Raw genomic sequence first — 25,200 nt, forward strand, 5'->3', positions numbered from 1 at the left:
GCGGCAGTCTCCGGGACGCCCCTGCGAAAGATCCAGCGCTAAAGAGCGTCCGTCTTCTCCGGTGCCCAGTCGCGGAAGCTGGCCGGAATCCGTGCCGCAATCCGTCACCCGGTGCTCGCACGCGGCTTTCATCCGGTTCCCAAGCACCGTCCAGACACCGGCTTCGGGGTCATCTCAAGATGCCCGGCTCGGCGGCGCTGGAGGCGAACGGCTGGGTTTGAACCGGCTGGCGAATCTGGCGTCCCCGGAGCCCTTAGTGCGCTACGAACGCTCCAAGCTGGGTTTCTGGTCCACATGGTCACCAAGGAATGCAGGCGGGAGCCGTCCGTATCCGGTCAGACTGCTACGACCCTCCCCAGGCGGCACGCGGCCAGCGGTCGCCCTTCTCCCTTCCCGCGTCTCGTGGCGTGACGGGTGGCCAACGGCCTTGGACCGCACGTGGGAGGCGTGTTGGGAAAGTTGAGGCGGACGCTCACGGGATTCTGATCGAGCCTTCCTCTCCACTCAGGAGCCGATCCATGAACTCAGCCTCTTCTTGAACCTTCCGCCAAGCCCTCTCTTCGGCCGGGCGTCCCTGCGTATAGCGGAGAATCCCCACCCCCGGGATTAGCCCCTTCTCCCAAAGCATGTTGCCCGGACGCAGAATGCAGCCGGTACGTCGCTGCAGGTGGCTTCCCGAACGAGGCACGTCGCCGTGATGCAGGGCTACGAGGCGTTGCTGTATATTCGCCCCGAGCAGCGCCTGCGTCTGGGCGATCACGACGCGCACCTTACCGGCGTTTACGAGCCGGAAGAGTAACTGGAAGTGGCTTGCCGAGTCGTTCTTGCGCGCAAACATGACTTGGCGTTCGGGGATACGCCGTCGCACGAGAAGATCCTTGAGGGCGCCGTAACCGGCAGTCACGCCCCCATCCAAGAAAACGATCTGCGTGCCACGCAGGTGGTGCCACTTCTTGTAGATCCGCACGACCTTTTGGGCAATCTGCCCGAATAGTGGGTCCTCCGCCAATCCATAACTCCTGTCTTACGAGCTGTGTGTCACCCTGTCACGCGGAGCCGTGTTTCTCCTGAAGCGTGCCAGGGCCTCTCGGGATGGGCTCCCTGTCAGCCTACCCAATCAATGGTCTGCTAGCCGCAGCCTCGCGCGAGATGCTCATCCACTTCGCGCCTGAGTGCGCGCACGAACCCGGCCGCGTCTGCTCCCGAAACTCTCCCGATCCACGAGCCACCGGGGCTCATGATTCTCCCCTGCAACGCGCCTGTCGCGGCGTTGACGCCCACCTTGGCCTGGAACCGCTTGTATCGCATGGTGCCGTGGCCCTTCTGCCGTAGGTCTGCCTCCCACTGCCCAAGCTTCGGGTCCTCCGGAGCGGGCTGAGTGGGACCGGAATGTGACTCGTCGGTTCGCGGCGACGGATCACCACCCCGCCGACCGTTCGATCGCACCGGGGTAGGTTTCTTCGGACGCGGAGTCGCGGATGCCCGTCCCGGAGCGGCGGAACCATTCGTCCAGGGCTTGAACTCCGGAGGCAGAATACGGGCAAGGGCGTGGGCGGGCATGCCGTAGACATCGTGAGTGCGTTCAAGCTGGTCGAGGACGCGGAGAAGGTGGCGCAGACCGCCGGGCCGACCTTGGAACCCACGTTTCGGACGGTTGCCATCGGTGTAGAGTCCCAGGATTAGCGGGACGATCCCCGCCGAGTTGAATATCCGCTGAGATTGAAAGATGCGGTCGGCGATGTCGCCTCGCGCCGTAGGCGGCTGATTCAGGAGAAACGCCGCGTTGTCGCCATGCACTTCGTACAGCTGCCAAGCGGATCGCAGGTAGTGCCTGTGCCTGCCTCGAAGGTTCTGGTTGTCGAGCGGGTCGAGCACGAAGGTCTCGTCCAGCGGCGACAACTGGACGGCACCGCTGACGATCCGCGCCGTGTTCTCGAAGTAGAACAGGCCGAGCCACGACCAAAGAGATGTCCGGTCGGCGATCCGGGGCCCGAACGGTCTCAGCCTGGGCGCCAGATACTCTCCGATCTCTCGGCGAGACTCGAACACTCGCCGCCTGCGATTCACGGTGAGTTCGCCACGGAACGAACGCGTGTATTCCGGTCCCTCCAGCAAATCTCGGCGCGGATTGCGGCGGCCCTCGGGATCCTCGCGCACCTCGTCGAGGAACTGCCGGGCCCGCCTGATGCCCCTTGCCGTGAACTCTCGCGCCTTCATTTCGCGCTCCACGCCTCTCGATAGCCGTCGAGCGCCTTGACCTTGTCGGCCGAGAATGCTGCGACCACTTCTTCAATCCAGCCGTCCGCCTGCGCGATCTGGTCATCCTGGGCATCGAAGCTGATGGACGGCGGGTCGCGATCCGGCAAGATGCTCTTGGCAAGATCGAACCACGATGACCAGCGGCCTTCCGGTTCCGCGGGATCCTCGCGATCGACGAGCAGCGCGCGCTCCAGGACCGACCGCAACACCTGGGGCATAACCAGTCCGCGGAATGCGGGATCCGCGCGGACGGTCTGGTCGAAGTCGGGCAGCTCGCGGTTAACTTTGAGCACGACGATATCGTCTCCCTGCCCGTAATCGAGACGCCACACCTCGCCGCGGAGGTCGGCGGGAACCAGCGGCAGCAATGACTCGACGGGCAAGCGCGGCCGCAGCTTGTCGGCAAGGCCGAGCAGGCGGCCGGAAGCCCCGGCTGCGATGACGGACACGCGGAACTGGCTGGTCTCCGGTACGTCCGTGAGAATCCGATTCCGTTCCGCCGGTGCGGCCGGAGCGCTAACCTTCCCCCAGTCCCAGCGCTGGAACGCGTTTCCGCGCCATGCCTCGATCCGCACCCGCGCGTCGGGCGGGAACCGATAGCCGCCGAGATCCAGCTTCAAATCGAAGCACCACATCGCGTCCGGGGCACCCAGCTTGGTTCCGCCTCGGGGGACACCCCCGTTCCTCTCAACGCGCCGGAGGGTCACGGTTGCGCGACCGCTGGGGATCGAGACCCGTCCGGTGCGGTTGAACCGCCGAATCATGGCGCTCTCGCTTCGGCCTCGCGGGCCCCAGCGATTTCGCCGACGAGCGGCAAGACCTTCACGACCAGATCGCGCTCATCAAAGCCCGTTACGCCCAGCGAGAAGTCCGGTCCCCGCACCCGGAGGTGGAGTTCGTTCTCGGACCTCACGTCGGGTTCGCAATCCTCCGACTGCATGTGTAGCTGACCGTTCCGGAGCGAGAAGTCGGGGCATCCTGCCCTGAGTCCGGCGTCGAACCGGGAGAACGCCGTCTTGGTCGTGCCGCGGGCAACATCGTAAGCCATCCGCACCGCGAACGTCCTTCCCGAAGGGTCTGCGTTTCCGGCTGGCTTCAGGCGAAACCCACCCGGGACGCGGTCGATACGGAGTGAGAGCCTGTTCTCGGGCGGGACAGGGGGCGGCCGTGGCCGCCCTGGCCCGGGTCCGCGCCGCTCTCCGGTATCGCCGGGGAAGAGGTCGGAGAGAGCATCCCGCCGCACATCTGCCGGTTTCTCCGCGAGGGCCTCGAGTATCCGGGCCGCGGCGTTCTGCACTTCTCGGACCCGCTCGGCCGCGGCGGGCCATCCCTTCTCCTTCAGACGCGGCGCGTCGGCCCGCCACTTCTCGTGAGCCGGGCCTTCCGCATCGCGGAGCAGGTGCCCCAGATCGGACGTGTTGTCCACCACGATCAGCGCCCTGGCGTGATGCTTGGTGAGGTAGTCCATCTGCGGGATGTGCAGATGACCTCGCACGTAGTAGTCGTGCCCCCCGGCGAGGCTGTCATCGCCCTCCAGGAACACCTCGAAGCTGTTCGCCTTGCGGTCGACCTGGGACCACACGCGAAACGCGAGCCGCCGACCCTCCCTGAGGCGCGTGCGGAGGTGCTCCACTTGGTCGGACGCAATCGCCGGCTTGTTGCGCCGGGCATCGGCTTCGACCAGTCCGTCTTCCTGCCGCTGTCCCCACCTAGCGAGTTCGATCACGCTGATGAGGGCTTCCGCGCGCTGTTGCGGATCGTCCTCGACGCCATCCCCCGTCCGTCGGGCCTCGTCAACGATGGTCGCAGCGTCAATTCTCCGCGCGGGCTCGTCCGGTGAGGCAATTTCCACGACGAGGTCCCCGGCGATGATCGGGTGGAAGTACTGCCGGATGACAGCGCGGGCCAGGTTCGTCGGGTCGGTCAGTTCGTCCATGGGGTGCGGAATCACGACCGAAGTGCCCGCGTCGCCATCCGGGCGAAGCCCGAAGTCGCTCATCGCCGCATGCACGAAACAAGCGGCGTCCGGCTCGCCGGGTCCGCCGCCGTCCGAGGGGAGTCCCGCGGACTCGACGGGCATCGGCAGCCAGTCCTTGTCGTCCTCGTCTGATCCGGCGGCGAAGAAGCCGACGGGCGGGTACTTCCGGCCGCCCAGCTCGTGCAACTTGAGCATCGTTTGACCCATGAGCAGGAACCGCTGTTCCTCCGCTCGGAGAGTGACGCCAAGAAAGGCGTTCAGCTTCGATGCGTCGGGGAACACCCACTTCCCGAGCCCCCATGAACCGCCCGCGTCCTCGTCCTTCGGAGAGATGCCGATCGACCGGAAGAAACCCCAGAAGTCGTTGCCGCGCGCCTGAATGTCATTGGCCGTGATGTCGCCCAGGAGACCCTTCGTCCCGAAGTCCTCCACGACGAGAAACGGCAACGGACCCTTGAGAAGGGCTTCGCGGCCCTGAAGTTCCCGGCGCCGGTCGCTGTCTCTTTCGGCGTTGGCGCTCTCGGCGCGCATGACGGCCTCGAAGTGAGGCTGCAATCCCGTCAGGTAGCGGTCGGCCCGTTCGCCGGGCACGGCCCCATTCGATCCACTAATCGTGAACCGGACCATGACCGGTTTCCGCCCGGCCCTGGCGTCGAGGGAGTTCTGCACCGACTCCCGAATGAAGCGTTCCGGAAGGTTGGCGCTGAAGAACTCCCCCTGAATGGGGTTCTGATTCGGCTCCGAAGGAGCCATCGCGCGGAAGCGCCAGCGCGGGAGATCTGGTCGATTCGCCATCAGTGAATACCGTTGCTCACTGGGCCCGTCCGAAACGTCTTCAGTAAGAGCGAGTCACGGAAGTACGGTCCGGCCACCGTCGCGGTCAAGCCTCGCCGCACGCTCCGAGGCAGGGTGTCAGATGATCACGTCACTTGTACAAGCAGCCCCAACGTGTCGGAGTCACTCATGGGATGCCTTGGGCGTCGTTTCCGCAAATCCTGAAACAGTTCCATCACGACCGGGTCTCGTTCCCTTCCACCATGCCTCCATGCCGCGGATCCGTACCCGGTGCTGACGGGTCTCCACGACTCCGGAGTCTTCGCGCCAGTAGGCTCGGCGGATCGGATCCTTCGCGACGATACAGCCTCGCGGGACTCCCAGGTCCGAGAACCAGCGGAGCCACTTCGGACCCAGGAGACCGAAACCGTTCTCGGCGACGATCAACTCCGTCCTCGCCGGAACATCCATGACGCGTTCGAGCTTCGTTCCGGTAATGATGTATAGGCGCGTGTGCGTCAGGATGTAGAGATGGTGTCCCGTGTCGACGATGCGGATTGGTACGTTGCCGACGTCGAAGAAGCGCTTCGCTTCGCCATGCGCATCGACCTCGACCACGCGGCCGGAATAGCAGCCCAGATACACCGAATCACTCGAGCGTCCAAACGTCGCGGCGTAGATCCAATCCGACGCGAACGCCTCCGATGTGCCCATCGAGACCTCTAGCGACAGGCCTCCGGCCAGGGGGATCGTCTGCCTGGACTCTACTGAAATAAAGGTCCTTGCCTCCGGGATACCGAGCGCCGCCAGATCCGTGCCCGAGAGCGTTTCGACCGCGGCGTTCAGGCGTCTCATCCGTTCGTCCGCCATCGCGTCGGCGGGGTTGAGATCCGGGTGCCACTTCAACGCCAATTCGCGGTAGCGCCTCTTGATGTCGCGGACGTCGATGGGCCAGTCGAGTTGCAGCAATTCGAGGGCACCCTGGACCTCCGCGTCGGTCGCCGGACCGCTCGCGGGTGTGGACACGGCCTCCCAGCCTTCCTTCGTGGGCATTTGGAGACCCCACTTCGCCGTGTTGGTCGTGACGTCAATCACCCACGCCATATCGACCAGGGTGAAGAGATAGGCGCTGTTCGCCCGAGACAACGCGACGCAACGAAGATGGTTCTTGAGCTTCAGGTCATCCGTGCCGAACCGATGCTTGGCATACGAAACTTCGGGAGCAGCACGCAGGTTCGTCTGAAATAGTGGCTCCAGCGATGTCTCGTAGGCGTGCAGGACGCAGGTTTTCGACTGAACCGCCAGCCCTCCCGCGGCGTTCACCTGTACGCGGTAGGCGTCGTGCAGCAAAGGTCGCCGGGCACTTATGTCGCCGCCTCGGTCATAGTGCATCGCCGCCGCAGGCGCCCCCGGGAAGTCTTGCGCATCCCCGAGATCCGCGACGACGAAGATCCCCGTCGCGCTGGGGTGCAGTTGCCGGAACGCCGTGTTCGGTCGTTCGCTAACGGGCAGCGACTCGACCTCTCCCAGAGACCAACCGGGGGCTTCTACCAGCTGGAATGGATCCGGTCCATCCGCAGGCGGCGGCCACCCTGCCGTGTCGTCCTCCAAACGGTGGGGCGCCCTCGGGAGCGGGATTCGCTCCAGGCCGCCGAGGTCGAGCAAACGCGGCTCCATCGGCCCATCCATCCGACGCGACTCGTTCACGGGCGTCGCGGTCTTCACTACGTGTTCGGCGGCGCTGGGCGGATAGATCTCGTACGTATTACCGGTTTTCTTGCGAATGATTCGGCCGTCCTTAGCGAGCCACTGAATCAGAACCGCGGCGCGGCGTGCGTCCGGGATCCCGAGGAGGGTCTTGATCTTGTTCTGACGGCAACCGGGGTTGTCCTCGACGACCCTCAGGATGTCTTGGACCAATTCAAGCTCGTGGACATGCCGCTCGACCTTTTTGCGCCAGGCGGACAATTCCGGGGTCTGTGAGACGACTTGCTGCATGCGATCGAGACCGACTCGATTGCCGGTTAGGGCCAAGATCGTACCGCCCTTCTCCAGTGCCGGGATGGTCGGCGGCACGTCCCCGAACTCACGCTTGGCCCGGCGCACCCAAGGCGGAATCAACTCAAGATTCTCAAGGATCAACACGCCCGCTCGACGATACTCCCGGTTGGAGATCGCCCGCTGCAGGCTCTCCATCGTCGAATAGTACGCGTCCATCACGTCGTCGTCGGACCCGTCGACCTTCGACACGTAGGTACCCGCTTCTCTCGCTGCCATGGCCGAGCGCGGTGTGTCTTCCGGATCCAACAGCGAGCTTAGCCATTTGAGGATCAACATCGAGTGACGCCTCCTTCAAGACGAATCACGATGACGCAGCTCAGGGCACCTACCGCACACCCACGGTCGTCCCGCCCACTTTCCGCTCTACGCTGAGGCCATCGGGGATGCGTTCGGCCAAGGTGGGCACGTGCGTAATGATGCCCACCATCCGCTCCCCATCGCGGAGCCGTTCCAACGCTTCGACGGCCTGGTCGAGGCTCTCGGGATCCAGCGTGCCGAAACCCTCGTCGATGAACATCGCGTCGAGACGGGCCCCCGCCGAGTGTCCAGCGATGTCGGCGATGCCATGCGCCAGGGCGAGGGCGAGGGCAAGCGACGCGAGGAACGTCTCGCCGCCCGAGAGCGTCACCACACTCCGGCGCTCGTCCGCGTTGGCGTGGTCCACGACCGAGAAGTTGTTCCTGGATGACGCGAGACTGTACTGCCCGGCCGAGATCTGCCGGAGTTCGTTTGACGCCCGCAGCGCGAGATCCTCGATGCTCTCGTCGAGGAGGAAGCCGATGAATCTGTCGGTCTTCAATTCGTTGGCGACCTTCTCGTACCGGCGCATACGGCCGCGCTTCTCCTCGATTTCCGCTTCCATGTTCGCCTTACGCTCGATCCGTCTCTCAAGTACCGCGATCTCGTGTGCGCACTGATCGGCGAGCCGACGGGCCTCGTGGGCGGCCTTCTCGAGCGCAGCGGTAGCGGCGACGGCGTCCAGCGGCGCCGCATCGACCCCGGCCGTCGAGGCGTGGCTTCGAATCGAGGCGTCGAGCGTATCGAGTTCATTCTCCAATTCCGCAGCTCTCCGGCCGGCGGCTTCGCGCAGGGTACCGGTGTACACCTTGAGCTTCGTGGTCTCCGCTTCCGGGCCCTCGGAATCGGCAGGCACGGGAGGGGCTGGAGCCTCGACGGACAGACGACCGAGTTGCTCGTTGCGCTCCCCAAGCAGCGTTCGATGATGGGCACGCTGCCGGTCGAGTTCGGCCAGATCTTCCGTCACGGACCTCCGCGCCTCGGCCGCCTCCCGGTATGCTTCTTCGGCCGTCTCGCAAGCGGTTTCAGCCGCACTTCGTGCCTCGGTCGCTTCTTGCAGCCGCTGACGCCGCGCCTCAATCGCCTCTTCGACCGGTTCCGGGAGTGGGTCACCGAGACCATCGCTCAGCCGTTGATTGGCGGCCTCCACCCGCTCCCACGCCAAGTCGCGCGCCTTTTCGGCTTCCACTCGGGTGGCTTCGAGCGCAGCCAGTGCGGCCTTTGACGCGGCAACCTCGTCCAGGATCGCTCTCGCGCGGCTTTTCTCGGTCTCCCGGCGCTCCTTGGCTTCCTTCTCGACCTCGGCGGCATTCGTTCCTTCCGCCCTGGCGTCCCCAAGTGCCAGCGGGTCTTCCAGCTCTCGTAATTGTCGTTCAAGGGCTTTCGCGGCGGCCTCGCCCTCCTCGAACTTCGCTCGCAGAGCAGAAAGCTCCCTTTCGATGGCGACCACCAGCTCTCGTGCCTCTCGGACCGCGGAATCATGCGCGGTGAGCACCGATTCGATCTCAGCGTCCGTCGTCGGGAGTTCCTCGACGGACGCACCGCAAACGGGGCACTCGTCGCCGTGGCGGAGGTGCGTCCTCAGCCCCGCCGCGCGGTGTTCGGTCTCGACGGCCCGGAGCTCGACCTCTTGCTGGTCCCGGTTCTTGATCGCCTCCTTGCACCGGGCTTCGGCCTCCGCCACCTGGTCGCGAAGCGCGTCGAGTCGCGCCACCTTCGCGTTGTGATCCCGGCTTAGCTCCTCCGCGCGCTCCGCAATCCTGAGTGCTTCCTCGGCGGATCTCCGCGCCTCGATGGCCGCCTCGTGAGCCTGGGTCGCCTCCGCCTCGGCGGTGGCTACGGACTCTTGCCTCGCCCGCAGCTGCTCAGCCCGCGACGCGGCCTCACCCCGAGCCTCATCGTTCTGCTTGAGTTCTGTGGAGCGGCGTTCAATCTCCTTGTCCGCTTCCCTCAGCGACTTGGCGTCCGCCTTGAGCGTCGCCAACACCCCTTCCCCTCCCGTCTCCGCCGCAGTCTCATCCCACACCTCCCGTGCCCGACGCCGTGCCTCCTGCGCCTCGGACCGCGCGCGTTCCGCAGCATCGAGCGCGGCCCCGGTCTCCGCGTCGCGGACGCTCTGTTCTCTCAAGCCGGAAGCCGCCTCGTCGAGCTGTGCTTCCTGAGCCTCCAGGCTGGCGACCAGATCTCGGCAATCGCGGCAGCCGGCGCTGATCTTCTCTCGCTCGGCAAGGCTGCTCCGGGCCTCGCCGTACGCCGCCTCCACGGTGCCCGCCGCTTCTTCCGCATCGCGGGCTCTTGTCCGGGTCTCCCCCAGCGCCTCGCTCGTGGCGTCTCCGTACTCCTGGACGAGCAGTTCCTCGACAGCCCCGACCGCAGTACGGAGGTCGCTCGCCTCTTGCCGCGCGAGCTTCCCCGCGCGCCGGAATCGGTCCAGGTCCAATAGGCGGATGAGGATGTTGCGCCGCTCGTTTACGTTCCCCTTGAGGAACGTTGCGAAGTCGCCCTGGGGGAGTAGCACGGCCGTCGTGAACGACTGGTAATCGAGGCCGAGAATCTCGACCACGCGGTCGTTCACGGCCATCACTCCGCCACGCTCCACCTCGGGAACGGCGGTGTCACCCTCCATCCGTTCGAACGTAGCGGACTGCGCCCCCCGTCTGGGGATCTTGCGGGCCACTCGGTAGTCGGTGCCCGCTACTCGAAAATCCAACTGGACCTTGACCTGCGAAGCCCCGAGCGAGATCAGTTCCTTCAGGTCCTGTTTACCGGCACGCGGCACCATCCCGTACAGGGCCAGGGTGACCGCGTCCAGGATGCTCGTCTTGCCGGATCCGGTGGGCCCCGTGATGACGAACAGATCCAACTCCCGGAAGTCGATCTCTTGAGGCTTCCGGAACGAAGTAAAGCCTTCCACGAGCAAACGGACGGGCCTCATCGCGCCACCTCCATCAGGAGCGATTCGAACAGATCCAGTTCGTCCCGATCGGGGTCGGCTCCCTGTTTTTCTCTCAGGTAGTGAGCGTATTGCTCGCGGGGCGTGAGTCCACGGATTCTGGTCTCCGTCTGCGTTTCCTCACGCGGATAGTCCAGCCGCACCTCGAGCGCGTTGGGGAGCAGCGCCCTCACCTGGTCCCCGAGTCCCGGAAACGGCCCTCCGCACTTGAGGTTGACGCGCAGGAAGGCATCTCCCAGCGCATCTTTTTGTGCATCGATTTCTTCGTAGGTTCCGCTCACATCGCGCAGACGCCGCCCGCCGGTTATGGGCTCGGTCCGGACCTCCGCCGGCTGCCCTGGCTTGAGTTCGACGATGTTGACGGATTTCTGCTGTTCGACCTCCCCGAAATCGAGCTGGAGCGGAGATCCGGAGTAGTATGCGGGACGTAACGAACCCGGGACCCGCTGCGGACGGTGAACGTGCCCCAGGGCCGCGTACTGCACCTCGGGTAGCGCCTGGGGCGTGATGGCGAAGAGATGCCCGATCGTAAGCTGTCGTTGTCCCTCGCCGGGTCTGGCTCCCGAGACGAAGAGATGGCCCGCGAAAGCGGTGCAGGTGGAGGGGTCCAGGGGCTCGCAGAGCTTTTCGATGAGTAGCCTCATCTCCTCCGCGTAGCTCTGGAAGGCCTCCCCCGGAAACCCCATGAGTTCGCGCGCCCCGAAGAGTTGCCGCTCGAAGACCCAGGGGAGAACCGCGACCTGAAGTTCCGTGGAGTTGTCGCGGGCCCCGATCCGGACTATCCCGCCGGCGTCCGGCCGGCGCACCTCCGGCACCACGCGGACCATGAAGCGCCTCAAGAGAGGCTCCAACGCCCTCCATCGCCGCGCATGATCATGGTTCCCGGGAACGAGGAGGACTGGAATCTCCCGGCGCTCCATCTCCACCAGGGTATCGTAGACGATCTTCTCCGCTGCAGCTGATGGGGCTATGTGGTCGAAGACATCCCCGCACACGAGCACGGCATCAACCGCCTCGCGTTCCGCGATATCCACGATCTCGGTGAGCACCTCCCGGGCTTCGTCGAGCCGTGAGCGGCGGGCAAGCGTCTTCCCTACATGCCAATCCGATGTGTGAAGGATCTTCATCTGCAGAGTCTCTTCCAAGGGTGGGCCATCGCGGCGATCTGATGGGCGGAATCTCGATGGTGTAACGGCTCGTTCAGTCCTCCCGTCCCTGACGACCCCTCATGCATCGTCTTCGGGCTTCGGTCGCTCGAATCTCGCGAACGGATCCTGCGTTTCCGACACGGATCCTGCCTCACTCGAGCGCGTGGCCCAGGACGGGAACGGAAAGGTGACCTCGAGCGGCAGGGGGAGGTGCGGCTGCTGCAAGAGCATCGTACCTGGCTTCAAGAGTACCGCCCGCTGGCGGGCCGTCTCGGTGAGGAACCCGTACTCTGCACGAGCCGCTTCAGCCGGATCCAGCCGCCCCACGACGCGGATCGCCGCGTTGGCCACGATGCGGCGCTCGATCTCGCTGGCGGTCTGCTGGGCTCCGATCAGGATCACGCCCAGGCTCCGCCCCCGCTCGGAGATGTCGAGGAGGACTTCCTTGATGGGCGACCAGCCGTCGCGGGGCGCGTACTTGTTCAACTCGTCGAGAACCAGGAAAACGAGGGGACGCGCCGTGCCGGCGGCTTCCTTCTGCTCGAAGAGTCGCTTCACCACGACACCGACGACGAACCGCTTCGCTCGGTCGTGCAGGTTGTGGATGTCGATGACCGAGACCTGCTTGCCTTCCCAATCGATGCGGTGTTTTTCCGGGTCGGGCGTCTCGTCGCCCCTGATCAGGTGCCCGCAGTGGAACCGCGCGCTCTGCAGCCGGCGCAGGAAGGCGGCCACCGTCCCCGGCGCCGCGTATCCCGCCCAGTTCGACCCGTCGGTCGAGAGCCGTTGCTCGATGAGGTCACAGAGCGCCGCAAACGACCTGATATGGCGCGAACCCCCATCGTCGTCGGTGAAGCGCACGGTGGACGGGCTGTCCGGAACGTCCTCCGCCTCCCGCGCGAGGCCCGCTTCCACGCGTGCGACGATATCGGCGATCTGGCTCCGTTCATCTCCGGCTTCGGCAAACATGAACCTGAGCAATTCACCCCGGACGACATCGCGCACGGTCCAGAAATACGGCCGGACCCCTTTCTGCCTGCTGCCGGTATCCGGCACGGGCTCCCCGCTCTCCCGGCGGGCCGGGGCCCAGATCCCCACCGAGCGGAATGGACCGGGCTCGAGACCCAGCGCTCTGTACCGCTCGCGCGCGGATTCGTCCAGCTTCCGATTGGGTTGGTCCAGGAAGAGCAGGTCCTCCCCCTTGACGTTGAAGACCAGCGCCTTCGTGTTCGCGGCCTCGCGCCCGAGCACGTCCGAGTGAAAGAGGGTGTAGAGAAGGAAGCTCGCGTAGGTCGTCTTCGTGGCCACGCCGGAGACGCCGGAAATGTTGACGTGTGCCCCGCGTTGTCCGTCCAGGAACGAGAGGTCGAGGTACACGGGCAGACGATCCCGGGATTGCCCCGCGATGAGCGTTTTCTCCATGGAGTCGAAGTGAAGCGCCTCGTCGCGTTCCTCGCCCCGCACGCGCACGACTTCCTCGCCCGGTGACGGCGGCACCCATATCTCGGGCTCGACCCGGGTGGTGACGACCCGGGCCGAACTCGCCACCTGGAGAGGCAAGACTCCCGCCTCGGATAGAAAGACATCGCTCTCGAACCGGCTCCCCTCGTGCTGCGAACGGACCATTTCCACGACACCGGAGAGGCGCACTTCTCCGACGCCCGGAACCTGGGTGCGGACCAACACCACGTCGTCGAGTTGCACGTATGCCTGGGGACGGATCGCGATCCACCACTTGAGCGGCGTCGAGGGCTCAGTGCCCAGTACGACGCCGACGGGTTGGCTCTCCTGCTCGGACATGTTCCTGGGGCCGCCTTTCAGTGAATCCGTCGCACCTGTGTGTCGGCTCTCACCTCTGGATTTCGGCAAGCATTCGACGACACGCGAAGGTCAAGCTGCCGGACCGCTCTCCCGCCACACCGCGGCTTCGAGGGATCGCCGAAGCAGTAGGGGGTCGCCGAGCCGGTGGCGCAACACGGATTCGAGTCTCCCTACCGGGTAGAGGTTCTGGGGCGCACGCGGATCCCGCCCGATGCGTGAGGCGAACCGGGGGAGGATCGCCGCGGTTAGGTCGGCAAGCTGGACGGCTTCTTCAACCTCCGACTCCGCTGACACTTCGAGACGTACGATCCCCGTCATCACTCCGTCAATCGGTCGCCCCGACGCAATCCGAACGTACCACGAGTATCGGCTCAACTGCTGACCGACGATCCCAAAGAGGGGGGTACGCGTCCCGGGAGCAAGCGTCCCCAGCATGCCCGATCGTTCCTGCGGCAGGTAGGCTCTCGACTGGCGCTTAATCAATCCGACGACCGGTCCCGCCACGGAGAAATAAGTGAGCGGTCCGTCGAGGATCAGCAACTCCGCCTCACCCGATCCGAAGATACGACTGGCGAGATTCGCCTCCGCTTCTCGCATCTGGTTCTGAAGACCCTGGATCGGATCAACCGGAGATCGACCTGAGACACTCCGGCAGGGATATTGCAGAGACTGCCCTCCGATCCTCGCCACGAGATCCGGATGGCGCAGCCCGCCTCCCACGACCAACGCTCTTCCCACCTCTACCTGGTCGATCGTGGGAGGCTCCGCGGCCCAGGCCGAGCCCACCGCCCAGGATCCCGCGAGCGCCGGGGCGACCAACTCGGCTTCTTCCGCGTAGAGTCGCAGGTCGATCCGCCGAACCCCGTCGACGAAGGCGCATCTCGGCAAGCGGGCCACCGCCTGCGGGACCCGGGCTTCCCACCGGTCGGTCTCCACGTCAAGGTCCACGGACGCCGGAGCCAGCTCCTCGAATTCAACGGAGCCCCCATACTCGGGATCCCACGGATCGACTCTCAGGCGTGGCATTCGGCTAGACGCTTGAAGGTTTGGCTATCCTCATGGCCACTTCCGGCCATTCCTCGAACGGGGCATCCGCGAACCACGCAAGACTTCCGGCAAGATCCCGCACCGTGTCAACCCACCCTTGAACGTCCGCCTCGTTCGCTCGCCCGCCCGCATGGCGCGTCACGATGTCCGTAACCTTGGTCAGCGTGTCGAACGCCTCGTATAACTCGCGCTCTATCGTGCCCGACTCGCGGCACCAATCGCAGCACCGGGCGTCGCCCCTTGTCTCACCCATCTCCCCCCTCGCGGGTTCTTGTTCATTCGGAAACGCACGTCGTTCCTATGGGGTGCCGAGTCCCAGATGCAGCATGCACGTAATCTCGTCGTCCTTCCATTCTCGGGTCCGCCTATTCCGAAGCTGTCAGTTAGAGCCGCTCCCCGACCGTCGGGCATACCGACTCCATCGGACAGGCATGGCACGCAGGGGCGGGGGCGTGACACCACTGTTTCCCGATCTCCCACACCGGCCAATCGAGCAATCCCGGCCACTCAGGGTTCAACTCGCGGGCCCGATACATCACGTCTTCCCGCGATGGCTCCGGGTGCACGAGACCCAGCCGAGCGAAGACTCGTCGAACCTGAACGTCGGGGGCGACATCCAGCGCCGTGAGACTCGCGAACGTGACGCCGAAGTCACGCACGAGGATGTTCACCGCCATGTTCGCGATCTTGACCCCGACGCCACGAAACTCCCGAAACCGCCTCAGCGCCTCCCAACTACTGGAACCATCGTTCCAGATGCGCGCGGCATCGCCATCGTACCGGTCGCAAACTAACTCGATCGCCAACCTAAGGTTTTCGGCCATCGTCTTGTGGAAACGGTGTAGCGGCGTGGGACGCGACATCGCGGCCGACCATTCCTCCGGCGACAAATGGCGCAGCCGATCGATTCCGAACCCGCCGATCCTCTGACTGAGGTGCCAAGGAAGCTCCCAGGCACGGCTCGCGAGGATCTGGCGGTCGGCGATACATCCGAGCAGGAAGGCATGCGGCCGATGATCAAGGTCATGCACGAGCGCCGCTGCCGGGGGATCGATGTCGATCCCCTTGATCTCTCGATTTGCCGGTAGCTTGGCGCGTTGCTTGAGTCGGTTCAGTACCTCGATGGGATCATTCATTCTCGAGCATCTCGGTTCCGTCGGTCCGGCGCCATGCGCGCTTCGTAGCCTCCTGGGGGGCCAGAGAGCTGTTTGGAGACCTCGTCAACGGCGGACGGGAGACCTTCGACATCGCATCGAGACGCCAAGTCCCGGATCGCAGTTAAGCCGATGGTCTTCTGCGAGGGCAGATCGCGCTCCGGGACCGCGTAGAACTCCCAGCTGATGGGGTCCCGTTGGTCTGGCGTCTCCCGCGATTCTCCGTGCCAGGCGAACACATAGACGTTCGCATGACGTCCGGGTTGCGGGACCCAGCTTCCCTCCTTGTCGTCCCAGTACCCCGTTCGGGAAGCGATATCGAAGCGCGGGGGCCTCTGAGTCTCGCCGCTCCCCCACGACTGTGCCGCCGCGGACTGCTTGACCTCCAGCCGCACTCCCGACTTGTGCTCTAAGTCCCATGCGTCCCAAGGAGCCTTGCGCGTCCAGCCGCTGTCCCTGAGCGCGAGAGCCACAATCGCCTCGACGTACTCGGAGCGGTGGACGTTGTTCATCACGGGCTGATCGTACGAGCGGCCGACTTCTTCCAAGACGTCGGCGGGTGAGAGCGGCTCGGAAGCCTCGTCCACGATCTCGGCGATCCGTTCCAACTCGGCCGCGTAGCTGGCGGGATCCCAATCCTCCTCCGGGACGACCCCCACCCACAGCACCTTGCCGACATGCTTCACGTGCGGGGACATGCGATCCTTCAGCGTCGGGACGGTGTGCTTAGTCCAGCCCCAATTGTAAGGAGGCCGCCATCTCTTGAAGCGAACCCATAGCGGCGTGGTTTTGAACTCCTCATGAAGGTCGGTATTGAAGCCCACCGATGTGCCCAGTCTGGCGCGGCGACCCAGCCACACGTACCGCCCGTAGCCGTACAGGCGCCGTCTCGTCTGCAGCCTCCCCTTCTCGGTCTTGGTGTCGAGCCAGCCCGCCGCTTCGCCGATCGCGATGACCTCCTTGACAAGTTCCTCGCCGGCGTGCGGAGACTTGCGTTCTCGTGCCTCGGCGAACCGCACCAGCCCCATGAGTTGGCGGAGGTCCGCAAGACCGGATTCGGAGCCCTCCAGCCGTGCCTCCATGCTCCCCAACAACGTCGTCCAGTCCGTGACGAGGAGATGTTTGCCCGTCCCGTCGATCGAGGCGAGTGGGGGGGCCTCAGCGGAGGGCCGCATGCCCACTTTGCGAATCTTGCGAAGCAACTGCGACCAAAGTTTCTTCACCCGCCAGGATGGGGCCAGAAACATAAGCACGGAGACGCCCTCCGCTGGCAGCCGCTTCAGATAGTCAACCGGCTGATGCTGAGTCAGGGGCGCATGAAACTTGGCTTCGATGAAGAGCCGTTCCTCACCATCAGCTTCCTGCACCAAGTCAACTCGCGTCCCGTCCGGAGCAGCGACCTCGGGCTGGAACGGTTCGTCGGACAACTCCATTCCAGACACCACCCCCTGCAGCACTTCGTTCAGCCCCCGTCGCGAGTCGGGGTAGTGCTCGAGGATGTACGCCAGCGCCGCCACGGCGAGCTCTTCCATACGCGGATGGAACCGCCAGGACAGGTGAGTCAGCATCGACCGCGAAGGCTTGGGATTGTTCATGGAGTTACCTCGTGAGTCCTTCCCGGCACTGACGCGACAGGGTCCGTCCGAGTGCATCCGCGACGGGGTCCGCACGAACCGTCGCCACCCGGCTGCGAGAGTACCACGAGCACCTCCGGCTACACCAGCCCATGCTCGTCCTCAGCCCCGGTCGAGCGCTCCGACCCCGCCGGGGGCGCGACTTCTCCCGGCCGCAGCGACCTTCCTTTCGCGATCCCCTCTCTTCGCGGCGCACGGCCAGAGGGCACAAGTAGTAGCGAGTAAACGAACCACCCCCGGTTTTCTCAGAGACCCCGTCCGTTAGCAGCTAGCGTTAGCTATCCGCATCGATCCTGCGCCGAGAGGCGGCGTAATTCGGGGCGAGGTGGCACGGCCTGGTCTGGAGCGACCAGACGATCGGATATGACCCCCAGATCTTGGACACCCCACTTTTGTGACGGTGGCTGAGAAGGTGGCGCTCGTCTCCGGAGCGCGCGAGGCGTACGGCCTGGGGCCGTCGCTGCGGGCGGTGGAGCTGGCGCGCTCGACGTGGCACCACCACACCCGGACGCGTGTCTCCTACGCGGAGAAGTACGCGCACCTGGAGGCGCCGCTGAAGGCGATCGCCGAGGCGCACCCGGAGTTACGGGTACCGGCGGGCCGCGGTGGAACTCAGGGAGACGCACGGATACCGGGTGAACCGGAAGGTGGTGGCGCGGCTGCACCGGCTGTGGGACCTGCCCTTGAGGCGCACCTCCCCGAACTCCTCAAGATGGCCGCTGGCGCCCTGGAGGGCGTGGACATCCCCCCTGTGACCTGATCGACGGAGCCGATGACGTGCACAACCCTCACCCAGCGTGCGTGGTGCCTCAATCACGTATTGGTTGTGGGCCATGGAGTTGCCCCGGCGATCTCAACCGGCGAACGCAACAGTCCTGGCGAAAACTTCACATGGCTTCATCCACCCGAGGATTTGTCGAGGGCGGCCGTTGAGCTGCCGGGCGACGGCATTGAGGTCAGCCTGTAAGTGGGCGGAGAGATCGGTACGGGAGCGTCACATAGAGGTAAACAGGACGGGCGAACTCGTGGCCGCGGACACCTTCTTCGCGGGCATGCTGAAGGGGTGGGCAAGGTCTACACCCAGACGGTGCTGGACTGCTTCAGCCGTTACGTGTGGGCGCGGCTGTACACCTCGAAGATGCCGGTGACGGCGGTTCAGATCCTGAACAACCACGTGCTGCCCTTCTTCGAGGAGCACGCCGTGAAGGTCGAGACGGTTTTGAGCGACAACGGGCGCGAGTTCTGCGGCCGCGCGGGGACCCGCGCCCCTGCGAGCTGTTCCTGCAGCTCGAGGCGATCGAGCGACGCAGGTGGGCCGTCCCCAGTCGAACGGGTTTATCGGCGCTTCCACCGGACGCTGCTGGACGAGCACCCGAGGGTGAAGGGGCGCACGACCTGGTACGAGTCCGTCAGCGAGATGCAGAAGGATCTGGACGCCTTCATCGAGACCTACAACCGGAACCGTCCCCACCGCGGCCGCGGCATGGAGGGGCGGACGCCGTATCAGGTCTTCAAGAAAGGGATCCGCAAGCCCAGGAGCCGGAAGAAGTCAGCCGGAAAGGAGGCGTGTCTGTGTCCCTAACGCGGATCCGTGCCGGATCTCAAGGTGAATCAGGCTTGCCTGTCATGGTTGGCACCGTAACGCCGCCGTACGGTAAGAGCCAGCCCGAACTTCCGTGGGCTGGTACGACGCGCGACGGCAGCACCCGAGCCTCACGCAAACCCACGATTTCCGGCGGACGGCGTGACGCTTCGATATCTTGCAAGGCCGGATCGGGCTCTGCCGACAACTCTTGAATTGAAAAGAATACGTTGCCGGTCAGGCTCCGGGCGGGCTATCGTACATGCGACAAAGGAAGAAAGAAAGGAATCATTGCATGGTGAGTTCGGGACTGTCGGTGGACACGGCTGGCGGGCGTGGCCTACCGCTGTTTCCGGATATGGCAGCCCCCTCCTCATTCCGACGGCCGATGAACACACGGTACGCGTTCGAGGATCCGCTTCTTCGGGAGTTGACTCGATCCCGCCCCGTCCAGCGGCTCACACGGATCGGATTCTTGGGGGCGGTCGACCGCATCCAGTCCCGGAACTGGCATACCCGACACGACCACAGCGTCGGCGTAGCGCGATTGGCGCTTCTCTACGCCAAGAACCGAGGCCTATCCCGGCACGACACCCGAGTTCTCGCGGTAGCCGGGCTGCTTCACGATGTCGGTCACGGACCGCTCTCCCACACGCTCGAGCCAATCTTCAAACGTCAGTTCGGCATCACGCATCACAAGGCCGGCTTCGAGATCATTCGTGGAGAATCGTCGCTGGGGCGCGAGATCCTCAAGGCACTAACACGTCACCGTCTCGATCCCGACGAAATCATCGCAATGATCGAGGGCACTCACCGTGGGCGGCACGCCTTTCTCTTCTCCAGTCCCATCAACCTCGACACCATCGATGGTGTCACAAGATGCCGCTCATTCTTCCTACGAACGAGGCCGGACGTCCAGTCCGCTGAACGGATCGTGCAGACCATGTCCGAAACCGATACGCCTCCGATCCGCACGCTCGACTCCTTTTGGCAGCTCAAGCACCAGATGTACAACTCCGCCATTCACAATCGGCTGGGTCTCCTATACGATGGCCTCGCCCAAGCCGTCGTAACCCAAGACATTGACGATTTCGTGCCGAGTGACTTTCTCAGGGATGAGGAGCAGTTGCGGCGTGGCAAACGGCGACTATTCACGTTACTTGACCGCGCCAGGCGGTCTCCTCGTACCTTGCGAAGGGAGCTTTCTCATCCTATCCTCAGCCATGAGGTTGACGTTCCGAGGCGTACATTCTTCTGTAACACATCCGTCGCACTGAAGACATCGGCCGATCTCATCTTCCGTTATGGTCAGAACAAGACATGTCATAACATACCACTTATAGATCTTATTCCAACAGGGGATCCGACAAATTGCAGCTATCAAATCGTGCAGGGAGAGTTCTCCATGCTTGCCAGATCCGCTCCGACTGCGGCATCAAGAAGATGCGCGAGGCCGCTCGGGGCCGATTCGGCAACGACTCGAGCTTCCTGATCGGAATCAATGGAAGCTATGCGCGCAGAGAAGCTACGACAGGTTCGGATGTCGATTTCTTCTTCCTCGCGGCCAACGCTGACGCTTCACTTCTGAAGGATGAGCAAGCCGTCTTCCGAGAGATCGTGAAAGCGGACCTCAACATGGAACTTCCAGCAAGTAACGGCATTTTCGAGACCCCTCTTCCTACCGACGAGATCTGCGAAATCGGCGGCCCGGGCGACAACAATGAAACACTCACGAGGAGGATGCTCCTTCTTCTCGAAGGCGAGTGGGTTTTCAATGAATCAGCCTTCCATGATGTCAGAGACAGTTTGCTGAAAAGATATCTCTATGACAGACTAGGAGAAGACAAGATATGCATGTTCTTGTTGAACGATATCATCCGCTATTGGCGAACCATCTGCATCGATCTTGAGTACAAAGCCTACGCCGAAAACAAGGTACGGGAAACCCGTCTCATAAAGCTCCGCTTCTCGAGGATGCTGCTCTACGCGTCTGGCGTGCTAGCGATCGGACAGGGACACGGTCTCTCTTACGAGGCAAAGCTCGAAAGCCTGCGCTCACTTTTCCAGCGGTATCCGATCAATCGCATCCGGTCCGTCGTAGGAGACGGGGCGGCACCGGTGCTTGATCTCTATGCCGAGTTCTTGGAGGCGCTAGACACGCCTAGCATCCGCGACTCCCTCGATAGCGAGGGCCCGGACGGCCAACACTTCGTGGACATGAGTAAGAAGGCGGGGCAATTCAGGGACAGGCTCCGCTGTCTATTGCAGGGGCACTTCACAGGCGACAATCCTACGATCCGAGCACTTCTTCTGTAGGTGTCGTGCGGACCGTGCATACTGTCTCTCCGTATGTCTTCGACAGCTCGGGGTAGGTCTTGACGGTCACGAGGATGCGGTCTTTCGTCATTGTGCCGCCTACAGGTGCTTCGGCCGCAGAGGCCGGGCGGCGGTCGCGACGATGGCCCCGGCGAGACGGGAACGGTGACAGTCCCCGGAATCGCGTTCGTAGCAGGTGATCGCCACGCCTTCTCCGGCGTCGATCCACCCTGTGATTCTGGCCACGGCGTCCCGACATCGAGGCAGGGTCGTGGCTTCGTACTGGGCAAAGAGACGCTCGTACGCTGCGCGGTCGCCGAGGTTCGCGCGCGCCCCGGATTCGATGCCGAGTTCCCGGAACGGCTCATACCGGATGCCCAGCTCGTCGCAGCCTTGCGAGAGGAGTCGCTTCGAGAATCCCCACTTGCGACTGAGCGGGTTCCGGCGCACGTCGCAGAGGCGCGAGATTCCAGACCGGAGGAGTTCGTTGAAGTAGGCTTCGTAACTTCGTCCCTCGTAACCGATCGTCGCGAGAAGGCCGCCCTTGGGGTGGGCGTTGTCTCGCGCAGCTTCGTTGCGGTCGTGATGGGCAACCGGCGGTCGGCGATTCCCGCCAGCTCCAGGATCGCCGCCTCGGCTCCGGAGACGAGCCGCAAGAACGAATACGTCGCGGTTCTTGAGATTACCGGCGAGCCGATGGCCTTCCGGCGTGAGATGCCAGGCACCGGAGACGAGGATACCACGGGACGCGAGTTTGTCCCGGTCGGCTACGGCGGTGAAGGAACGCGGCATGTGCTCGCCGGCGATGAAGTCATATGGCGGATCGATGCCGCGCTCCCGACACCGGCGACCGTAGTCGAAGAGGAGCCGCTGGACATCGCTCTCACCCATCTTCCCTCCGAAGGTGCGCAGGAGAGAGAGAAGGACGCGTTGACGATGAAATAGCCGGGGGATTGCCGCCGCACCGACTTCCTCACCCATGCGATATCATGATCCGCAACCAACGGCGCTTAGGTTGCTCGACCGGTATCCGGCGCGAAGGATCGCGGCCGGCACCTGGTGCGTGATGTTGAGGATCAGGTGCCCCCCGGACCCGGATGCACTCCGAGCTCGAGCACCGCGACAAGGGGACGGCGGTGCATACCGAAGCAGGAACGGAAAGCGGCCAGGAATTGTGAGCATGGCGAGCAACCTAGCCAAACGACAGTTGCGGTTCCACTACGGAGCGGAAGACTGACGAGGCGGGACCGCGTCAGGCATCGGCGCCGGGCGCCATCAGACCGTGCGCCTTGGGGAGGAACTCTGACATCATCCTCGCATAGTGGCGATAGTACTCGTCCCACGAGCTTCCTTCGAAGTCCCTCGGGTTCGCGTCAATGTTCCCCTGCAGCCGTCGCGCGCACAGCGCCTCGGCCACCACCTCCGCCAGCAGCACCCGGAAGTGAAGGGCGTCCTGCTCCGGATACTGCTCCGACTTCGGACCCAGGTAGCGCTTGAGCGAGGGGTGGCGTGCTCCGATTTCCAGCACGTTCCTGTTCCACCGGTAGCGCAGCGCGCCATGATCCACATCCTCCAGCTTGATCACGATGCCCGAGCCCGCGGCGGGCGCGGCGCGGAGTTCCGTCTCGGCCTCGTGTTCTCCCAGGCGGGCAGTCACCTTGGTTGGCGCGGCCTCGTCGTCCAGTAACGCCACCTTGAGCTTGCACAAGGCGATCCCGAGACTGGTGCTCAGGACCAGCCTTCTCGGCCCCGAGATGCGGAAGTCGTCCGATGACAGCTCAAGATCGAACTCACGGCCCGCCGCCCGCGCGAGCCCGACGGGGGCGAGTAGCCGGATGCTCCTGCGCGAGCCGCCGCGGATGCGATAGCTCTTCCGTTCGAACTGTAGTCCGGCGACCTGCGAGTACCTGTCCGCCTCCGAAGCGAGCACCGCAACCGTCGACTCCGCCTTGATGGGGCCGACGCTCGCCTCGAGCCCGGTCGCGACCGTCTCCTCCAGCCCCTTGACCGACCAGGTCGCCCGCAACACGCCCTCCTGCGCCTCGAGCCTCGCCAGGGGCACTCCGGTCGCGTCCGCCCGGATCTCGTCCGTCAGGCACCGCACCCGCACCGGCTGGCCTTCGCCGATCTCGGGGAACGCCTCCGACCTCACCGTCAGCCAGCACTTGAAGGAATGCCCTCGCACGACCTGCGCGTACTGCGGAGTCAGCGAATAGCCGCGAATCTGGAACTGGCTACCCCTCTCTCTACTCTTTGGGTCGCGAGACATCTCTTCGTCCGAGAAGTCCTCCATGAACTGGTTTGCGGCTTTCTCGAGCGCGTCGAGCCGCTTGCGCGTCTTCTGGCTCTCGACGCTGCGTGCTCTCTCTCGCTCCTCCCGTGTCCGTTCCTCCTCGACCAGGGGCCTGAGCATGGCAAGCGCCCTGGCGTAGAGCGCCTCCACGAACGGATGATCCGGGGTAAGCCCGGTCTTGCGTGACGGATCGAGAATCGGGACCGGGTTCTCCGGCGGATGCGGGTCGCCGCGCGCCTGGCGCTCGTCGTATTCGTTCCAGAGGTCGTCGATCGCTTCGCAGGTCAATCGGCCGAAGAACCACTGCGCGTGGGGGTCCCATTCCAGCCCGCGGTCGAAGAGCGTCGCCTCGTGGATCGCATGCCGTGACTTGACCAGAATGCCGCCGAGCCGGAACCGGCTCCGCTCCGAGCTGAAGCGCTTTCGCGCTCTGAAGACGACAAGCTTCGCCTTTGCCCCGGGATATCCGGGTACGGCGAACGTCTTCGAGACACGCTTCCTGCCCGCGGGCCTGGGGAGGCCGACCACGCGGTCCCCGTCCGCCTTGAGCCCCCGCGCCACAAGCCTCGTTCGTTCCTGCCACACGATGTCACGGAGACGCACCAGCCGCGCCACGTTCGGCACGAGCGTGTCGATCTTCGGAATCCGGTGGTTCCGTTCGATCTCGATGGTGACCACCGTGCCGGTGCCTTGGCCGATGCCCAACCGCTTGCGCACCTCGGGCAGGATCTCGCGGGAGTCTTCCGCCTCGTACTCCAGATTCGAAAAGATGCGGCAGGTGTGCATCCGGCCGTCGCCCGCGATCGACTCGAAGGTCACCGTCCCGAGCGCCGCGATGTCCTTGGCCCCCCGAGAATTCGTACCGCGGACGGGTTTGCCCACCTCCATCCCACTCACCCGCCCACCGATTCTCCCGAGCTTCCGGTTCATCTGTTCGGTGGTCATCCCGTCGGCGAAGTCGCGCACCCGCAGAATCGAGGGCTGCCCCTTGCCGCGTCTACCGAGCTCGATCTCGACGCGCCCCTTTTCGCCAAGAATCTGGTACCGGTCGTCGGAGTTGGTGACCAGTTCGACAATCGCGTCGTAGACGTCCCGTATGGCCAGCTTGGCGTCCTGTACGACGCGCCGTGATGCGACTTCAAGTGGTCTTCGCCTGACGGCGTTCATAGGCCGCGCTGGTTTCCAGGTGGGCGTGACAGGGATGAAGAATCTTGAGCCGCTGTCGGTCACATGCAACGCGTCACTGCAAGCTCGACGAAGTCGTCCACCGATTCCGAGCCAAGCCGTCCACCGGTTCCGGGGGAAGTCGTCCGGTGATACCGAGCGAAGCCGACCGGCGGGCGAGCAGTCCTGAAGGGCGCTGGACACGGATCGATCAGTGATCGTGGCTGTTGGCCTCCCGAGTTGCGTCGAACACGGTTATCCTTCCGGACCTGAGCGGAACCTCTCAGTGACCTTTCGAACCTCTTGGGAGAGCCCTTGCACGGACGACGCCGTGGGGGTGCCCATGGCAGGGACGCAAGAAGGGCGGCGACCCCTCATCGATGAGAGAGCCGCCGCCCCAAGAAGGCAACCGTTCAGTCGGGTCGCTAAAGGCAACCGCGCCGGTCGCATAACTCACCTGTAATACCTGTCGCCGGGTTACGCAACCACGGAGTTTTCACCATGTACCTGCTTTACCTCGACGAGTCGGGAAACGAGAACAACCCAAGGCTTGTGCGACACTTCGATTGGGAGGACGGCGTCATTCATGGCTTGGTCCACGTTGGTCCGAGTCGCGGACGGAACTGCGACTGTCCGGCCTGCTCGTCTCGGCGAATACGCGGAAGCCTCGGTGCGTGGATTCCCCAAGAGACCTCCCCGTAAGGCCCGAGGAACTGGTG

17 protein-coding genes and 2 pseudogenes are annotated in these 25,200 nt (G+C 64.3%); 4 read left to right on the top strand and 15 right to left on the bottom strand.

Annotation, left to right across the window (positions count from 1 at the left end):
- Nucleotides 1-472 precede the first annotated feature (472 nt).
- From ACOOHF_RS17650 to ACOOHF_RS17705, 12 genes are all read right to left on the bottom strand, one after another.
- Nucleotides 473-1,009 (bottom strand): hypothetical protein, encoded by a 537-nt coding sequence (locus ACOOHF_RS17650; RefSeq protein WP_420462721.1) that lies wholly within the window; start codon nt 1,007-1,009, stop codon nt 473-475.
- A 119-nt stretch (nt 1,010-1,128) separates the two neighbouring features.
- A complete protein-coding gene (locus ACOOHF_RS17655) occupies nt 1,129-2,217 on the bottom strand; it encodes a hypothetical protein (protein ID WP_420462722.1) in 1,089 nt (362 codons plus the stop codon).
- Entirely contained in the window at nt 2,214-2,879 is a 666-nt protein-coding gene (locus ACOOHF_RS17660; protein WP_420462723.1) for a hypothetical protein, read from the bottom strand. The genes ACOOHF_RS17655 and ACOOHF_RS17660 overlap by 4 nt, the downstream gene beginning before the upstream one ends.
- 140 nt (nt 2,880-3,019) lie before the next feature.
- Nucleotides 3,020-5,032, bottom strand: a complete 2,013-nt coding sequence (locus ACOOHF_RS17665) for a hypothetical protein (RefSeq protein WP_420462724.1) — start codon at nt 5,030-5,032, stop codon at nt 3,020-3,022.
- Nucleotides 5,033-5,194: 162 nt separating this feature from the next.
- Entirely contained in the window at nt 5,195-7,348 is a 2,154-nt protein-coding gene (locus ACOOHF_RS17670) for a DnaJ domain-containing protein (protein ID WP_420462725.1), read from the bottom strand.
- Nucleotides 7,349-7,397: 49 nt separating this feature from the next.
- Complete coding sequence (locus ACOOHF_RS17675) at nt 7,398-10,304, bottom strand: AAA family ATPase (protein ID WP_420462726.1); 2,907 nt, start codon at nt 10,302-10,304, stop codon at nt 7,398-7,400.
- On the bottom strand, nt 10,301-11,449 hold the full coding sequence (locus tag ACOOHF_RS17680; RefSeq protein WP_420462727.1) for an exonuclease SbcCD subunit D: 1,149 nt from the start codon (nt 11,447-11,449) through the stop codon (nt 10,301-10,303). Before ACOOHF_RS17680 ends, ACOOHF_RS17675 begins: the two co-directional genes overlap by 4 nt.
- 99 nt (nt 11,450-11,548) lie before the next feature.
- A complete protein-coding gene (locus ACOOHF_RS17685; protein ID WP_420462728.1) occupies nt 11,549-13,270 on the bottom strand; it encodes an ATP-binding protein in 1,722 nt (573 codons plus the stop codon).
- Nucleotides 13,271-13,360: 90 nt separating this feature from the next.
- The gene (locus tag ACOOHF_RS17690) at nt 13,361-14,317 is read right to left on the bottom strand and encodes a hypothetical protein (RefSeq protein ID WP_420462729.1); all 957 of its coding nucleotides are present in this window, start codon (nt 14,315-14,317) and stop codon (nt 13,361-13,363) included.
- Between the two features lie 4 nt (nt 14,318-14,321).
- Nucleotides 14,322-14,591, bottom strand: coding sequence for a hypothetical protein (locus ACOOHF_RS17695; protein ID WP_420462730.1), 270 nt, complete (start codon nt 14,589-14,591; stop codon nt 14,322-14,324).
- A gap of 130 nt (nt 14,592-14,721) precedes the next feature.
- A complete protein-coding gene (locus ACOOHF_RS17700) occupies nt 14,722-15,474 on the bottom strand; it encodes an iron-sulfur cluster loop (RefSeq protein ID WP_420462731.1) in 753 nt (250 codons plus the stop codon).
- Nucleotides 15,471-17,087 (bottom strand): hypothetical protein, encoded by a 1,617-nt coding sequence (locus tag ACOOHF_RS17705; RefSeq protein WP_420462732.1) that lies wholly within the window; start codon nt 17,085-17,087, stop codon nt 15,471-15,473. The genes ACOOHF_RS17700 and ACOOHF_RS17705 overlap by 4 nt, the downstream gene beginning before the upstream one ends.
- 644 nt (nt 17,088-17,731) lie before the next feature.
- Between ACOOHF_RS17705 and ACOOHF_RS17710 the strand changes: the two genes are divergently transcribed.
- Entirely contained in the window at nt 17,732-17,881 is a 150-nt protein-coding gene (locus tag ACOOHF_RS17710) for a hypothetical protein (protein WP_420462733.1), read from the top strand.
- Nucleotides 17,882-17,979: 98 nt separating this feature from the next.
- Here the strand turns inward: ACOOHF_RS17710 and ACOOHF_RS17715 are convergent.
- Nucleotides 17,980-18,111: pseudogene (locus ACOOHF_RS17715) on the bottom strand (IS30 family transposase); the annotation flags it as partial.
- A 1-nt stretch (nt 18,112) separates the two neighbouring features.
- Here ACOOHF_RS17715 and ACOOHF_RS17720 point away from each other — a divergent pair.
- The 3 genes and pseudogenes from ACOOHF_RS17720 to ACOOHF_RS17730 all read left to right on the top strand — a co-directional run.
- Nucleotides 18,113-18,708 (top strand): annotated as a pseudogene (locus tag ACOOHF_RS17720) (integrase core domain-containing protein); the annotation flags it as partial.
- A gap of 388 nt (nt 18,709-19,096) precedes the next feature.
- The gene (locus ACOOHF_RS17725; protein WP_420462734.1) at nt 19,097-20,200 is read left to right on the top strand and encodes an HD domain-containing protein; all 1,104 of its coding nucleotides are present in this window, start codon (nt 19,097-19,099) and stop codon (nt 20,198-20,200) included.
- Complete coding sequence (locus tag ACOOHF_RS17730; RefSeq protein ID WP_420462735.1) at nt 20,152-21,024, top strand: hypothetical protein; 873 nt, start codon at nt 20,152-20,154, stop codon at nt 21,022-21,024. Before ACOOHF_RS17725 ends, ACOOHF_RS17730 begins: the two co-directional genes overlap by 49 nt.
- 99 nt (nt 21,025-21,123) lie before the next feature.
- On the opposite strand, the gene ACOOHF_RS17735 is transcribed toward ACOOHF_RS17730, so the two are convergent.
- Both ACOOHF_RS17735 and ACOOHF_RS17740 read right to left on the bottom strand, forming a co-directional pair.
- Nucleotides 21,124-22,005, bottom strand: coding sequence for a DUF488 family protein (locus ACOOHF_RS17735; protein WP_420462736.1), 882 nt, complete (start codon nt 22,003-22,005; stop codon nt 21,124-21,126).
- Nucleotides 22,006-22,276: 271 nt separating this feature from the next.
- The gene (locus tag ACOOHF_RS17740; RefSeq protein WP_420462737.1) at nt 22,277-24,484 is read right to left on the bottom strand and encodes a hypothetical protein; all 2,208 of its coding nucleotides are present in this window, start codon (nt 24,482-24,484) and stop codon (nt 22,277-22,279) included.
- Nucleotides 24,485-25,200: the final 716 nt, after the last annotated feature.

It is taken from the genome of Candidatus Palauibacter sp., from assembly GCF_965216145.1.
Taxonomy (GTDB): Bacteria; Gemmatimonadota; Gemmatimonadetes; order Palauibacterales; family Palauibacteraceae; genus Palauibacter.